12 protein-coding genes and 1 pseudogene are annotated in these 13,958 nt (G+C 39.9%); 6 read left to right on the top strand and 7 right to left on the bottom strand.

Going from position 1 to position 13,958, the window contains the following annotated elements; genetic code table 11:
* Window positions 1-116: 116 nt before the first annotated feature.
* The 3 genes from EAX61_RS09635 (at window position 117) to mptB (ending at window position 3,468) form a co-directional block, all read left to right on the top strand.
* Entirely contained in the window at window positions 117-1,043 is a 927-nt protein-coding gene (locus EAX61_RS09635) for a mevalonate kinase family protein (protein ID WP_121917478.1), read from the top strand.
* Between the two features lie 25 nt (window positions 1,044-1,068).
* A complete protein-coding gene (locus tag EAX61_RS09630; RefSeq protein WP_121917477.1) occupies window positions 1,069-1,974 on the top strand; it encodes a geranylgeranylglycerol-phosphate geranylgeranyltransferase in 906 nt (301 codons plus the stop codon).
* Window positions 1,975-2,040: 66 nt separating this feature from the next.
* Entirely contained in the window at window positions 2,041-3,468 is a 1,428-nt protein-coding gene (gene mptB, locus EAX61_RS09625) for a polyprenol phosphomannose-dependent alpha 1,6 mannosyltransferase MptB (RefSeq protein WP_201739441.1), read from the top strand.
* Here mptB and EAX61_RS09620 read toward each other — a convergent pair.
* Genes EAX61_RS09620 through EAX61_RS09605 form a run of 4 tightly spaced genes read right to left on the bottom strand, consistent with a single transcriptional unit; the run spans window position 3,457 to window position 7,324 of the window.
* Window positions 3,457-5,115, bottom strand: coding sequence for an ArnT family glycosyltransferase (locus EAX61_RS09620; RefSeq protein ID WP_121917476.1), 1,659 nt, complete (start codon window positions 5,113-5,115; stop codon window positions 3,457-3,459). The genes mptB and EAX61_RS09620 overlap by 12 nt on opposite strands.
* Window positions 5,115-5,729 carry a lipid-A-disaccharide synthase N-terminal domain-containing protein gene (locus EAX61_RS09615; protein WP_121917475.1) on the bottom strand — a complete coding sequence of 205 codons (615 nt, stop codon included), beginning with the start codon at window positions 5,727-5,729 and terminating at the stop codon, window positions 5,115-5,117. Before EAX61_RS09615 ends, EAX61_RS09620 begins: the two co-directional genes overlap by 1 nt.
* Window positions 5,722-6,441: a glycosyltransferase gene (locus EAX61_RS09610; protein WP_121917474.1), complete on the bottom strand. Its 720-nt coding sequence runs from the start codon at window positions 6,439-6,441 to the stop codon at window positions 5,722-5,724. Before EAX61_RS09610 ends, EAX61_RS09615 begins: the two co-directional genes overlap by 8 nt.
* A gap of 10 nt (window positions 6,442-6,451) precedes the next feature.
* Entirely contained in the window at window positions 6,452-7,324 is an 873-nt protein-coding gene (locus tag EAX61_RS09605) for a pseudouridine synthase (RefSeq protein ID WP_121917473.1), read from the bottom strand.
* Between the two features lie 200 nt (window positions 7,325-7,524).
* On the opposite strand from EAX61_RS09605, the gene EAX61_RS09600 reads away from it, so the two are divergent.
* Entirely contained in the window at window positions 7,525-8,142 is a 618-nt protein-coding gene (locus EAX61_RS09600; RefSeq protein WP_121917472.1) for an ExbD/TolR family protein, read from the top strand.
* Window positions 8,143-8,551: 409 nt separating this feature from the next.
* On the opposite strand, the gene EAX61_RS09595 is transcribed toward EAX61_RS09600, so the two are convergent.
* Window positions 8,552-9,511, bottom strand: coding sequence for a carbon-nitrogen hydrolase family protein (locus tag EAX61_RS09595; protein WP_121917471.1), 960 nt, complete (start codon window positions 9,509-9,511; stop codon window positions 8,552-8,554).
* A 204-nt stretch (window positions 9,512-9,715) separates the two neighbouring features.
* Here EAX61_RS09595 and EAX61_RS09590 point away from each other — a divergent pair.
* A pseudogene (locus EAX61_RS09590) lies at window positions 9,716-10,995 on the top strand (putative DNA modification/repair radical SAM protein).
* Window positions 10,996-10,998: 3 nt separating this feature from the next.
* Window positions 10,999-11,766 carry a TIGR03915 family putative DNA repair protein gene (locus EAX61_RS09585; protein ID WP_121917469.1) on the top strand — a complete coding sequence of 256 codons (768 nt, stop codon included), beginning with the start codon at window positions 10,999-11,001 and terminating at the stop codon, window positions 11,764-11,766.
* Here EAX61_RS09585 and EAX61_RS09580 read toward each other — a convergent pair whose 3' ends face one another.
* On the bottom strand, window positions 11,767-13,257 hold the full coding sequence (locus tag EAX61_RS09580; RefSeq protein ID WP_121917468.1) for a cellulose synthase family protein: 1,491 nt from the start codon (window positions 13,255-13,257) through the stop codon (window positions 11,767-11,769). It lies immediately after the preceding gene.
* On the bottom strand, window positions 13,254-13,949 hold the full coding sequence (locus EAX61_RS09575) for a glycosyltransferase family 2 protein (protein WP_121917467.1): 696 nt from the start codon (window positions 13,947-13,949) through the stop codon (window positions 13,254-13,256). The genes EAX61_RS09580 and EAX61_RS09575 overlap by 4 nt, the downstream gene beginning before the upstream one ends.
* Window positions 13,950-13,958 lie beyond the last annotated feature (9 nt).

Below are 13,958 nucleotides of genomic sequence, written 5' to 3'. Positions count from 1 at the left end.
TTCTTATCTTTAAATTGCGTTTATGTGCTTGTAAAAAGCGATTGTTTTACGTTAAATCTAGGCTAATCCCTGTAACAGCGGTCGTGTTTTAAGAATAATACGTTAATTTTGCCTATATGAAAGGACCCCTATTTTATTCTAAAATCCTTCTCTTCGGAGAATATGGTATTATAAAAGACTCAAAAGGTCTTGCCATTCCTTATAACTTTTATAACGGAGCTCTCAAAACAGAAGATGCTGAAACAGCCGAAGCTAAAAAATCCAACGAGAATCTCGCTAGGTTTGCGACATATCTCAAGGATTTAGATGCAAGTTTAGTAACTTTTGATATGGATACGCTCAATGCAGATGTAGCTGCAGGTATGCATTTTGATTCTAGCATCCCTCAGGGGTATGGTGTGGGGAGTAGCGGTGCACTGGTTGCCGCTATTTACGATAAATATGCTCTGGATAAGATTACGGTTTTAGAAAATCTAACTCGGGAAAAGCTGTTGCGACTCAAGGCTATTTTTGGCGCTATGGAGTCTTTCTTTCACGGTAAGTCTTCTGGATTAGATCCACTTAACAGTTATTTAAGCCTTCCTATTTTAATTAATAGTCAAGACAATATAGAACCTGCTGGGATCCCATCTCAAAAAGAGGGAAAGGGTGCTGTTTTTCTTTTAGACAGCGGTATTGTAGGAGAAACTGCTCCTATGGTAAATATCTTTATGGAAAGTATGAAGCAAGAGGGTTTTAGAGCGATGCTCAAGGATCAATTTGTAAAACATACGGATGCCTGCGTGGAGGATTTTCTTAAGGGCGATGTAAAATCACTCTTTGGCAATGTGAAGCAACTCTCTAAAGTGGTGCTTAATAACTTTAAGCCTATGATACCGGCACAATTCCATAAATTGTGGAAACAAGGGATAGAATCTAACGATTATTATCTCAAGCTATGTGGTTCTGGTGGAGGCGGTTATATGCTCGGTTTTACGGAGGATATCGATAAGGCACAAGCTGCGCTTAAAGATTATAAGCTAGAGGTCGTTTACAACTTCTAGTTAGCTATGAATTAAAAGGCTTTTTATGCTTTCGCGAAAAAACAAACGCCTTCTTCTCAAGATATTTAGTTTGTTTTCGGTGGTGAGGGGTTACAATATTCTTGTAATCGTTCTGGCTCAATACCTTACATCTATTTTCATTCTTGCTCCAGAATTACCATTGCGGGATGTAATTTTTGATCCCTATTTATTCTTGCTTGTTCTGGCATCTGCAGTGACCATCGCGGGCGGTTATATCATAAATAACTTCTACGATTCTGAGAAAGATCTGATCAATAGGCCTACTAAAACAATGCTGGATAGGCTCGTGAGCCAGCAAACGAAGCTTGCGGTCTACTTTGTCCTGAATTTCAGTGCTGTTATTATAGCGAGCGCTATTTCCTTTAGAGCAGTTGTTTTCTTTTCACTGTATATTTTTGGAATCTGGTTTTATTCTCATAAGCTCAAGAAGGTACCCTTGCTCGGAAATCTTGTGGCCGCAACGCTGGCAGTTATTCCTTTCTTTGCGATTTTTATTTATTACGGTAATCAGGCTCCGGTAATTTTTGTACACGGGAGTTTCTTGTTTTTAGTTATTGGGATGAGAGAAATGGTAAAAGATCTTGAAAATTTGAAAGGAGATTTAGCCCAAAACTACAGGACCATTCCTGTGATTTACGGTGTGCTCACTTCAAAATGGTTGCTTACCGCCCTCGCGGGATTAACAATTATTCCCATTTACTTTCTAATAAATCATTTTGCTATAGGGTATATGAACCTTTATTTTTATGGAAGTGTGGTCTTATTGCTCATTTTTTTAGGAATTCTCTGGCAATCTAAGGTTAGGACACATTATATAATTCTTCATAATATTTTAAAGTTTATCATTGTGGCGGGAGTCTTCTGTATCATCCTACTAGATGCAAGTGTTGTGCTTAACAGAATTTTCTAGCCTCGGCATTTTAGTAATTTGTAATTTGCAGTCTCAAATAGGGACAAATTCTTAAATACGCATCATTTGCAATTATTCTCTCATTTTAAGCAACACAGATTTACTATACTATTTGCAACGTTTAGTTGTGTTTTTTATGTAATTTTTGCTTATAACCTAAAGCGAGCAGATTTTCCTCAACTCCTTGCACTTTATGGAGGGCTCTTCTTTTTATTTGTTCTTTACCTTAAAAAATGGAGAGCAGGGTTCTCGGCAGTTGCTGGTTTAGCCATACTATTTCGGCTGGTTTTTATTCCTGCGATTCCTAACTTATCACAAGATTTTTACCGGTTTATATGGGATGGGCGTTTGCTCGTTCAGGGTTTAAATCCTTATCTCACAACACCGCTCAGTTATATAGACGCTGGGAACTTCTCAATCGTTGCCCAAGCACAGGAATTGTATGCTGGGATGGGAATGCTTAACGGGAAACACTTTACAAACTATCCTCCAGTCAACCAGCTTTTGTTCAGTATTGCGGCTTTAGTTTCTAGCAAGAGCATCGTTGGGTCTGTTATGGTCTTTAGAATATCCACTATTCTTGCAGATGTTGGGATTATTTACTTTGGAAAAAAATTGCTGGAGCGTCTGGGGATGAAACCGTACCATATCTTTTGGTATGCGCTTAATCCTTTCATCATCATCGAGATGACAGGAAATCTTCATTTTGAATCTGTAATGTTGTTTTTTGTGGTGTGGTCACTATATCTTTTGGCGCAAGGAAAATGGGTTTTAAGTGCGATTGTGCTGGCGCTTTCAGTTTCGACCAAGCTTATTCCGTTGCTATTACTGCCATTGTTTTTACAGTACTTCTTAACGGAAGGTGGAGGGATACGTAAATCACACTTTAGAAGCTCTTACCCTTGGGGATACCGCTTTCGCGAAAGCGTAAAAAACCTCCCTCGCCTCATTTACTTTTACCTCATAGTAATACTCACAGTGTTCCTGACATTCCTCCCTTTTCTAACAGGTCAGTTTGCCGAAAATTTTGGCGCATCGATTGCGCTTTGGTTCAAGAATTTTGAGTTTAACGCGAGTGTCTATTATATCATAAGGTGGATAGGTTATGAACTTGTGGGGTGGAATATTATCTGGGATGTAGGGCCTAAATTGCCCATTTTTGTAGTAATTTTTTTGATACTTCTGGCATTTTTTAGAAAGAATGTAACGATGAGCCAAATGATTACTTCAATGCTTTTTGGGATTTCTTTTTATTTTCTACTGTCTACAACCGTGCATCCGTGGTATGTGGCGACTCCTTTGTTACTTTGCGTATTTACCAGATATAGATTTCCGCTGGTTTGGAGTTTTACGATAATGCTTAGTTATAGTGCGTATACTGATGGCGGATTTCAAGAAAATCTATGGCTCGTCGCCACAGAATATGCCCTTGTAATAGGATACTTTTTTTGGGAGCTTTTTAGAAAACCAAATGATGTTGCGCTATCTATCTAACTTTTCTACTTTAAAGACTTCTGCTCTTTTTCTGCCCGTATAGTTGCGGGAAGTTTTAGGGACTTTATTCAGGTCTATTGTAAACTGGTATTCTGTCTCATATCCTTGAAGAGTTTTACTTACTTCTGAGAACTCTATTTCAAAAACGAGTAGGTAAAATTTATCTTCTGGGGGTAGCAGTACTGCTTTATCGTCATAGATTTGAGGTAAAATTCTTCCAGATGCCCAAATCATTTCTGGAGACTTTACGTCAAAAATATAAATGGGAAGCTTTTCTTTACTTTCAAACGCTTCAAAAGTGGCTACGGTGTTGGAGCTGTTATTATTTATTGATGTTTCCTGCCAAGGTATCTCAAACTTTTGAACCTGAGTAAAACAAAAGAGACTTATAATTAAGGCACAGAGTGAAAACATAAAAACATATTCAAAATTCTTTTTAATAAGACTACGCAGTAGTATAACGGAGATAAAAATCAAAATTATCGATAATGGCAAAAGCCACCAAGACACACCCTCAAGTATGAATGGACTTACAATTCCCGCAACACTTAATAAAAGAAATACTGTACCTAGTAACCCAAAATTAAAATAGACAGGAATCGTTTCTTTCCTATCTCTTAATCCGTTGAACTTGCGCATTAAATAATCTACGTAAAACCCGCAATTTATGGCCAGCGGGATTAAAATCGGCATTAAATAACGAGACTTCTTCTCAGGGATAATAGATAATAATACAACCGCCAGAATCGTCCAGAGCCAAGTAAATTGATATGCTTTAAGATCAGAAACTCGGCTTTTTAGATAAGGATATATAAGACTGATAAACGCAGGTAATGTCCATACGCCACTTTGAACAAAAAAACTCCAATAGTAGTAAAAAGGGCGCACGTTGTAACTGGTCCAGTTGCCTGTCTCATTCTCAGCCATTCGACTAAATGTCGCTGGATCTGCGTAGCGCACATATAAGTACCAACTAAATCCTATAAATAAACCTAAGACAATACTTAAAATACTTAACGACCACGTTTTTGAGCTTGCGTTTTTTCTATAAATGGCTATATAGCTCAATATAAAAGGAAGCAAAAGTACATATAGTGCAACTGGTCCTTTACTTAAAATCGAGCAGCCTATGAATAATGAAGCACAAATAGTATTTAGAATCGAGTTTCTCTCGGCGTTTAAGATTTTGACCAGAAAGTAAATACCCGTAAGCATAAAGGCGTGTGCGTAAATGTCCCACGGAGCTTCAAAGATGATGAGCACGACGTATAACGAGGTTACAGCGATTAATCCATTACCTAGGCTTTGGTTTTTGGAGAGTTTTAGCTTTCGCGAAAGCGTAAAAACCATACTTCCCAGAAGCATTACCATAAGTGCCGCAGGAAGTCGTAATCCCCAAATATTCTTTAATCCAAAGACACTTGCCGAAATTGCCGTGAGCCAAGTAGGTAAGGGAGGTTTTTGATACCTTGCTTCCCCGCTCATAGTAGTAAGTACCCAATTGCTATCTACAAGCATCTCCCTTGCCGAAATAAAATTGCGAGCCTCCATAATACTCACCTCAAGTATATCTAGAATAGGAAAAATCAGTAATGCTACCAAGCTAATGATAGTAAGGATAGGGCGTTTTTCTAGTAGTTTAATCACTATTGTGACTTGAAATATAAATAAATATTGCGGGTATAAATAAAAGTACCTAGTCCGTAGGAAATTACCATCACATAATCAGTTCTTAAGGTAAAGTATGCGAGTGAAAGTAAGCCACCCGTAAAGGAAAATAGCCAAAACCCTAAAGGTAATGTGGCAACTTTATTTTTTTCTGCATAAAACCATTGATAAACAAATCGGAGTGTAAATAGCACTTGTGCTACGATTCCTAGTATTAAGAGCCATTGGGGCATCTCTTCTCTAGAAAATAAGGCGGAGATGTCAAATTTGCCGTTGTTGTAGCCATAAATAACAATGGCAATGGGGATTCCTACTACAAATAGTTGTGTCCATTTGGGTAAGATATTCCATTGCTTTTGAATCTGTAAATTTCTTATGTAGATGATGTATGCAAGAACTTGCCCTAACATTAAGGGGAAATCTACTCTCAGATACCCATATATAAAGAGCACAAAAGAACCAGAAAGGCTCAGCCACCAGAAGGTAAGTGGCGTGACCACTTTTTTTTGCTTCTCAGAAAGTAGCCATTGCGAGAGCATCCTCGCTCCAAAAAGCAATTGTGCAATCACCGCAATGATGGAAAGTTTATCCACGACTACTTTTGCCTATGTTATAGTTTATGTATTTTTTTTTCATCCATAAGTATGCAAAACAGTCCATAAGAGGTCCTAATAAGCGATTCCAAAGTCCAAATTTTGCTTCCCCAGCAATACGAGGAAAGTGACGTACCGGAACTTGTTTTACTTTTCCGTTCTGCAATAAGATCATCGCTGGCAGAAAACGATGTAACCCTTTAAACATCGGGATACGTTGTGCGTAGTCCGTTTTTATTATTTTAAGTGGGCAGCCTGTATCATCCATCCCGTCGTGAGTAAAGGAGCGGCGTATACCATTTGCAATTTTAGAAGACATATTCTTAACGAAGCTATCTTTCCGGTCTGCACGTACACCCGTAACCAGATCATAAGTGCCTATTTCCTTAATCAGAATATTAAAATCTTCTGGAGCAGTTTGCAAATCGCTATCGATGTACCCGACGAGCTCCGTGTCTGTGTTATCAAACCCAGCTTTAATAGCAGCGCTCAGGCCTCGATTTTCAACAAAAGAGATAAATTCAAAATCACTATTACGTGAGCAAATTTCTTCAATAATATGCTGGCTATTATCTTTTGAACCGTCGTTAACAAAGAGTACTTTACTCTTAGCGACTGCGGTTTTAAAATATTTCAAAAATTCAGCTTCGACTCTTAGAAGATTGTCCTCCTCATTGTAAACAGGAACTACGATGGTTAAGCGATACTCCATAGACTAATAATTAGAGCATTGCGAGATTGTTTACTTCTTGACTAGTAAGATGCCTCCAATGTCCCCTAGGAAGGTCTTTCTTTGTCAAACCTGCAATACCCACACAGTCTATCCGTATTACTTCATAGTTTAGACTTTCAAAAAGCTCGCGTATTACACTATGACCACGGTGCTTTATTTTAATTCCCACTTCACTCTTTTTGGCATTTTCTACGTGACTTAGCTCTTCCACCTGTATCGTTTTCCCCTCTACCTTATGCCCTTCAAGAATACGATCCTTGTCTGCCATTTTGAGATTTTTAGAAAGCTCAACGTGGTATAGTTTAGTCACTCCATTTTTGGAATTTGTAAACTTGCTTACGACTGCTTCATCGTTTGTAAAAAGAAGTAATCCAGTAGCATTACGTCCCAGTCTACCTATAGGTTTAATTCTTGCAGTAGTTGCTTTTGCAACAAGATCCATAACGGTCATTCCTTTTTCATTACTTGTTGTGGTAGCAAATCCTTTGGGCTTGTTTAGTAATATATACGTCTTAGGTTCTGGATTGATACGGCGTCCGTCAAAACGTACATCATCATCCATATTAACTCTATATCCCATCTCGTTTACAACTTGCCCGTTTACAGTCACGTTCCCTATAGAGATGTACATATCTGCCTCACGACGGGAGCACATTCCCGAGTTTGCAATGTATTTGTTTAGACGTATCTTACCATCTGCAGCGCGCTTAGACGTCGTTGCTTTCTTTGCTGTTTCGGCATTTTTTGGATTGCCTTTTTTATTAATGGGTGCATTCCCACGGGCACTACTTTTAGAGCGACCTTTTGCATCACCACGACCTGACGGTTTTTGTTTTCCGTTACGTTCTCCTCCTCTTGACATAAATACTTGATATTTGGTGCAAAGGTAGCATTTAGTATGATGTGTTCTGAGAATATAAGAAGGTAAAGTGAATGGTAATAGTTACGCTTTCGCGGAATAAATTCGAGATAAATCGCAAAAGCGTAAAAACCACAACGCTAAACCCTAATGGCACAGACCTTGATGACCTTTAAGTGTTCAACATTTAAAACCTTTTAATTATGGCAAGACGTAACACTTCCGAAGTGAATGCTGGCTCTATGGCAGACATCGCATTCTTATTACTGATTTTCTTTCTGGTCACCACGACCATAGATAAAGACAAAGGAATTTTTAGACAACTCCCACCAGATAAAACTGAAAATGAAGGTCAAGTGAGTATGCGCAATATTATGGTTGTAAATATTAATAGCGATGGAGAATTACTTGTTAATCAGGAATTGTTGCCTGTGAGTGAATTAGCTCAACAAGCAATAGACTTTATAGATAACGGTGGGATAATCGAAGAATCTTCAGATTTATTCTGTGACTATTGTGAGGGCGTGCGAGACGCGACATCATCTGATCATCCAAAAAAGGCCGTTATTGCAATCACATCAAATCGTGATACAAAATACGGTGATTATATTGCTGTACAGAACATCATAACAAGTGCTTACAACACCTTGCGTGATCGAACATCGCAACAATTATACGGCTGGGACTTCACAGAAATCCAAGCGCAGGTAAAAGCTGGCTCTTACGACGGAAATCTGGAAAAAGTAAAATCACAACTCAACCGTATTAAAGATATGTACCCGATGATTATTACGGAGACCGAAACAAAGCAAAGGATTTGAAAAAAACCGTTCATTTTGACTCCCTATACTTTGGGGTACTGCGCTTTGTCGAAATGATAAAATTTTAGTCATTTCGACGATAGGAGAAATCGCGTAGTATAGTTCAGGAATATAGCTCAGCATAGTTGCTCACTCAAACCTGCTCACTGTAATGCGATTTCTCGGCGCTTTGCTTTGTCGAAATGACGATTTGATTGGTCATTTCGACGATAGGAGAAATCGCATAAACAAACTCAGGAACGTAGCTCAATAAGCTCAATTTTTTTTAAAGGAGAATGGCTTAATTTAATTCTTAAATTACATCTTCCAGTTCAAATTCGTTTTCGTTTTCGATTTCAAAGCGGTCGAGTGATTTTGTCTTTTGCCTGAGCGAAAGATAAAATCGTATCGAAACTACCGACTATAACAGCTACTCTTCAAACTTTACCGTAGTCTGCCGTTCACGATTAACGGTAAGCTGTGTCACATCAGGACGAGAATAATGTCCTGATGGATCGAAGTTTTGACGCTCCTCATACACGCGGTTAAAATCTAGGGTATGGTAAATTAGCCCTTCTGAGGTTGTATCTGGAGGGAGAATAAATTCCCCATCTGGACCAGCGATGCAGGAACCTCCATTTGAGGAACGCTCTGGAGCATTTTTTAATAAGGTGTCTAGATGAGGTGTGTCTTTGGGGAAATCGGTAGCGATGGCCATTCGGCTGGAGACGGATATGACGTAGGAGCGGGATTCCCGAGCGATAAATCGCGTGATGTCTTTTGTATTGTAGTCGCTTCCCGGCCATACAGCAATATGTAGATTTTCGCCTTGTGCATACATCGCTGCACGTGGCAACGGCATCCAGTTTTCCCAGCAGTTGAGTCCGCCTACGGTAAACTGTTTAAGCGGATGCACACGTAAACCGTGACCATCACCAGGCGCCCAGGTGAGGCGTTCGTCGTAGGTAGGCTGTAACTTTCGGTGTACAGATTGTATCTCACCTTCCTGATTTATATAAACTAAGGAACAATATAGACTAGAACCGCCACGATCTTGAGGACGCTCAATGACGCCTAGATAAATTGCGATATTATGCTTTCGCGAAAGCGTACAAACTTCTTCTAAATCCCCTCTTTCAATATCCACCGCATTGCGCGCATAATGGGCGTGCAATTCTTTGACTTCTTTTTTATCCCAAGCAGCACCGTCCATTAAGGAGAGCCAGTAAGGATATCCCGGCAAAAGCCCTTCTCCAAAAATGACAAGCTCCGCTCCATTTTCCGAAGCCTCGATGATTGAGGTTTTTATTTTTTCGAGCGTCGCTTTTTGATTACCCCACACGGGTGCGATCTGGGCGAGGGCTACTTTGAGGTGGTTGGGTTGTGACATATTTCGGAGTTTGGTTTAAAAATACAAAGGGATAGTCGAATAATAGGGGATACGCTTTCGCGATTTATCTCAAATTTATTTCGCGATTTATCCTGAACTTGTCTCAAGGAAAGCGGCATTAAAAACCATCAATTGCGTTCACAATCATTTGGATAAAACGCATTAATTAGGAAATATTCCATAATTTTGAATAAAATCCCTGCTGTGAACTTTGAAAGAATTAAAGAAAACTCAATATCCTTGCCGATGCGGCCAAGTACGACGTGTCCTGCTCTTCTAGCGGAAGCAAGCGCACGAACAAGAATAAAGGCTTAGGAGATTCCAGCGGGATGGGGATTTGTCACACCTATACAGAAGATGGTCGTTGTGTTTCTCTGCTCAAAATTCTGCTAACCAACCATTGCATTTTTGATTGTGCATATTGCGTGACGCGTAAAAGTAACGATGTAAAACGTGCGGCTTTTAAGGTTCAGGAAGTGGTCGATCTTACGATTAACTTTTATAGGCGCAATTACATCGAAGGACTGTTTTTGAGCAGCGGTATTTTTAAAAATGCCGATTATACGATGGAGCGGCTCGTCGCTGTGGCGAAAAAATTACGGGAGGAAGAAAACTTTAACGGTTACATTCACTTAAAATCTATTCCTGGCGCAAGTGATGAATTAATGCGAGAAGCGGGTTTATATGCAGATAGACTTTCTGTAAATATCGAGATTCCAACAGAGAAAGGGCTCAAATTACTAGCGCCAGATAAAAATCGAGAAGATTTTATCAAGCCAATGAAAAAGGTGCGCAACGAAATCATCCAGTACAAAAGCGAGAAAAAGCTCATTAAGAGTACACCTGTTTATGCTCCGGCCGGTCAGAGTACCCAAATGATCATAGGTGCAAGCGGAGAGACAGATGCACAGATTATGTACACAAGTGCATATTTCTACAAGCAGTTTAATATGAAACGGGTATACTATTCGGGTTATATTCCCATAAGTTATGATGAGCGGTTGCCTTCCATCGGGACAGAGGTGCCTATGATGCGGGAGAACAGGTTATACCAGACGGACTGGTTACTGCGGTTTTACGGATTTGATGTGCGGGAGATTTTAAATAAAGAAAATCCGAATTTAGATATGGACATCGACCCAAAACTGGGTTGGGCACTCCGTAATCTGGATAAATTCCCCATAGATATTAACCGCGCAGACCGAAAGATGATTGCCCGTATTCCGGGCATCGGGATGAAATCTGTCCATAAAATTATAAATGCCAGACGCTACAGACGGTTGAATTGGGATAACCTCAAAGCTATTGGTATCTCAATGAATAGAGCACAGTACTTTCTTGTGTGTGATTCCTCAAGGTTTGAATCTAAAGATCGCACTCCAGCGCAACTCAAGAGTTTGATATTGAGCAACAGCTCCTCCAAGTTTCGGGGAAATTATAGCGCACAACTCAATCTATTTGATAATCCCGCATTGCCTGTATAAGCTATGGTAGAGCGTTTCATATATGATGGTACTTTTGAGGGATATCTCACTGCAATTTTTGAGATATACGAGCGCAGGCCTGCCATTGCCAAAATTGAGAGAGAGCAGTTCGCTTCAGAAAACCTTTTTGACGAGACGTTTAAAGTCTGGACGGATATGACAAAGGCAGACCGTGTCTGGAAAGGTATTCTAACTAAAATCGGTAAACCAGCATCCAGACTTATATATCGTGCATTTTTAAGTGAGAAATTAGAGATGGAACGCTTACTTCAAGCAATTATCAGAAAAGGCTTTAATGGTCGCAATGTGGTAGATGACTTTTCTGATCTTGATGTGCTCAAGCTCAATCAGATTGTAAAGGAGGTGGGAAGAGAAAAGCACAGAATGGATGCTTTTGTACGGTTCAGAAAGACACGGGATAATATCTATTTTGCCACCGTCGAACCAGATTTTAATGTCCTACCGCTCAATGCTTCACACTTTAAAAATCGTTATGCAGACCAAAAGTGGCTCATTTATGACCTGAATAGAAACTATGGAATTTATTATGATCTACATAAGTTAGAAACTGTAGATCTCGAAATCTCACGAGACATAAACTCCAGTCTCAAAGCCCCGATGTATTTTACTGAGGAGGAAATGCTGTATCAAGACCTTTGGAAAAATTACTTTAAAAGCACGAATATCACTTCCCGTAAGAATATGAGGTTACACCTTAGACACGTGCCTAAAAGGTATTGGAAGTATTTGAGTGAGAAATCTCCGTTGTAATTATGCCTTACTCGTAAGCGACTTAAAAAATACAAAACCAAATCCCGCAAAAAGCATCAAGTGAAACGGAAAAAGTCCGAAATCTCCTCCTTGATCTCCTACCACAAAAGCAGAGTACATTCCAAAACCAAAATAGAGCATCAAAAGACCTTCAAAAATCACATTGACCGAAAGATTTTTCTTTAAGTATTTGTTGCCTTTCCAAGAGTCTTTGAGCGAATTAATATTAAACTTAGGCGTTCTTATAAAATCACTTCGCTTACCTAAATGCCCCTCAATCACGGCAATAGAATTATGCAATGAGAATCCCATCGCGATGCTGAAGAATGTAAAAAACATCCCGATATATTTTATGAACTGTTTGAAGCCACCGCCATAAATACTCTTAAACATATACCAGTAGCACACAAAGAAAATAATGGTACTCGCCACAAAGAAACTCATCACATAGAAGTACGGCTTTAAGTGGGAATATTCATTCTTAATGTAGAGCATTGGGATACTCAATAATGCCACGATGAGCACATTGAGAAACATCGTGCTATTTAATAAATGTAATAACCCGTGAGCCTTGGTTTTTGTAGAAATATTTTTACTTTTCACTACTTTCTTAGACATTTTCTGAAAGTTCTCGGCTCCACCTTTATTCCATCGAAATTGCTGTGAGCGCGCAGCGCTTATCACCACCGGAAGCTCGGCAGGGGTTTCTACGTTTTCCAGATATTTGAATTTCCAGTTTTTGAGTTGGGCGCGATAGCTCAGGTCGAGGTCTTCCGTCAGGGTATCACCTTCCCAGTTTCCGGCATCCAGAATGCATTGCTTACGCCATACGCCGGCTGTGCCATTAAAATTAATAAAGTGCCCTTCGCTATTTCTTCCTACTTGCTCGAGTGTAAAATGCGCATCCAGCGCAAAGGCCTGAACTTTAGTTAGCAAAGAATAATCTCTGTTTATATGTCCCCAGCGGGTTTGAACGACACCGATGTTTCTATCCTTAAAATAGGGAATGGTACGCTTGAGCCAGTTAGGCTCTGGAAGAAAATCTGCATCAAAAATTGCGATGTATTCTCCTTTGGCAATTTTAAGCCCTTCCTTGAGTGCTCCCGCTTTAAATCCCGAACGGTCATCGCGAGTAACGTGCTTGATGTCGAGCCCTTTTTCGCGCAAGCGGTCTATATGTAATCGTGTGGTGTCAAAAGACTCATCCGTACTGTCGTCCAGGACTTGAATTTCCAGCTTTTCTGGTGGATATTCTAGCAAAGCAATATTGTCCAGCAATCGCTCCATCACATATAGCTCGTTATAGACAGGGAGCTGGATGGTCACGAGCGGAATTTGCTCAGGGTCTTTAAAGTTGAATTTTGGTGCATCATCTTTCTTGCGTTGCGCTCTTAAATAGTTGAACAAGAGGTTCAACTGCGAGAGGCTGTAGGCAAAAATAATGACCAGCGAGATGGTATAAATGACGATAATGGCGATTTCTAAAATCATTTTTTAAAGCTGTATTTAAAGATCCACCCCAAGATTTTTACGCCGGCAAAGATAGCGCCTTTTACCGTCCCAGAAACCTTGGAAACACCTATTCTATTGCGATATCTTACGGGAACTTCGGTGTATTTCATTTTCTTTTTTAGAACCTTGAGTTGCATCTCGACCGTCCAGCCGTAGGTTTTGTCTTCCATTTCCAGCGCGAGGAGGCTTTCATATTTCATCGCTCTAAAAGGGCCTAAATCTGTAAATTTTGCCCCAAAAAATAGTGTCATAAGCGTCGTCGCAAGCCAGTTTCCAAAAACTTGTGGGACGGTCATTGACCCGCTTTCGCGAAAGCGTTTATCCCGCGCCCCGATTACCATATCGTAGTCATTTTCAATAATGGGTGCCACAATTTCGGTGAGCTGTTCTGGATAGTCGCTATAATCTCCATCTAGAAATACGACGATGTCTGGCTTTGGGTTTGAGCTCGCAATATGCGCCATCCCCTTTAAACAAGCATAGCCATAACCGCGATTGTTTTCTTGTAACACAGTTGCGCCGTTTGCCCTAGCGACTTCTTCAGTATTATCGGTAGAAGCGTTGCTCACCACAATGACTTCCTGCACAATGTGCGGGATGTCTTGCAGCACGTGACCTATGGAATCCTGCTCGTTGTAGGCAGGGATGATAACTTTTATAATGGGTGTCATTAACAGTTG

The sequence above is a fragment of the Dokdonia sinensis genome (assembly GCF_003688895.1).
Taxonomy (GTDB): Bacteria; Bacteroidota; Bacteroidia; order Flavobacteriales; family Flavobacteriaceae; genus Dokdonia; species Dokdonia sinensis.
The sequence above is the reverse complement of the archived record's forward strand: the minus strand, read 5'-3'. Positions and strand labels throughout refer to the sequence as shown.

Excerpts from the sequence above, each read along its gene's own strand:
- EAX61_RS09635 (WP_121917478.1), top strand. The coding sequence starts at position 117 with ATGAAAGGACCCCTATTTTATTCTAAAATCCTTCTCTTCGGAGAATAT.
- EAX61_RS09630 (WP_121917477.1), top strand. The coding sequence starts at position 1,069 with ATGCTTTCGCGAAAAAACAAACGCCTTCTTCTCAAGATATTTAGTTTG.
- EAX61_RS09610 (WP_121917474.1), bottom strand. The coding sequence starts at position 6,441 with ATGGAGTATCGCTTAACCATCGTAGTTCCTGTTTACAATGAGGAGGAC.
- EAX61_RS09605 (WP_121917473.1), bottom strand. The coding sequence starts at position 7,324 with ATGTCAAGAGGAGGAGAACGTAACGGAAAACAAAAACCGTCAGGTCGT.
- EAX61_RS09600 (WP_121917472.1), top strand. The coding sequence starts at position 7,525 with ATGGCAAGACGTAACACTTCCGAAGTGAATGCTGGCTCTATGGCAGAC.
- EAX61_RS09595 (WP_121917471.1), bottom strand. The coding sequence starts at position 9,511 with ATGTCACAACCCAACCACCTCAAAGTAGCCCTCGCCCAGATCGCACCC.
- EAX61_RS09585 (WP_121917469.1), top strand. The coding sequence starts at position 10,999 with ATGGTAGAGCGTTTCATATATGATGGTACTTTTGAGGGATATCTCACT.
- EAX61_RS09580 (WP_121917468.1), bottom strand. The coding sequence starts at position 13,257 with ATGATTTTAGAAATCGCCATTATCGTCATTTATACCATCTCGCTGGTC.
- EAX61_RS09575 (WP_121917467.1), bottom strand. The coding sequence starts at position 13,949 with ATGACACCCATTATAAAAGTTATCATCCCTGCCTACAACGAGCAGGAT.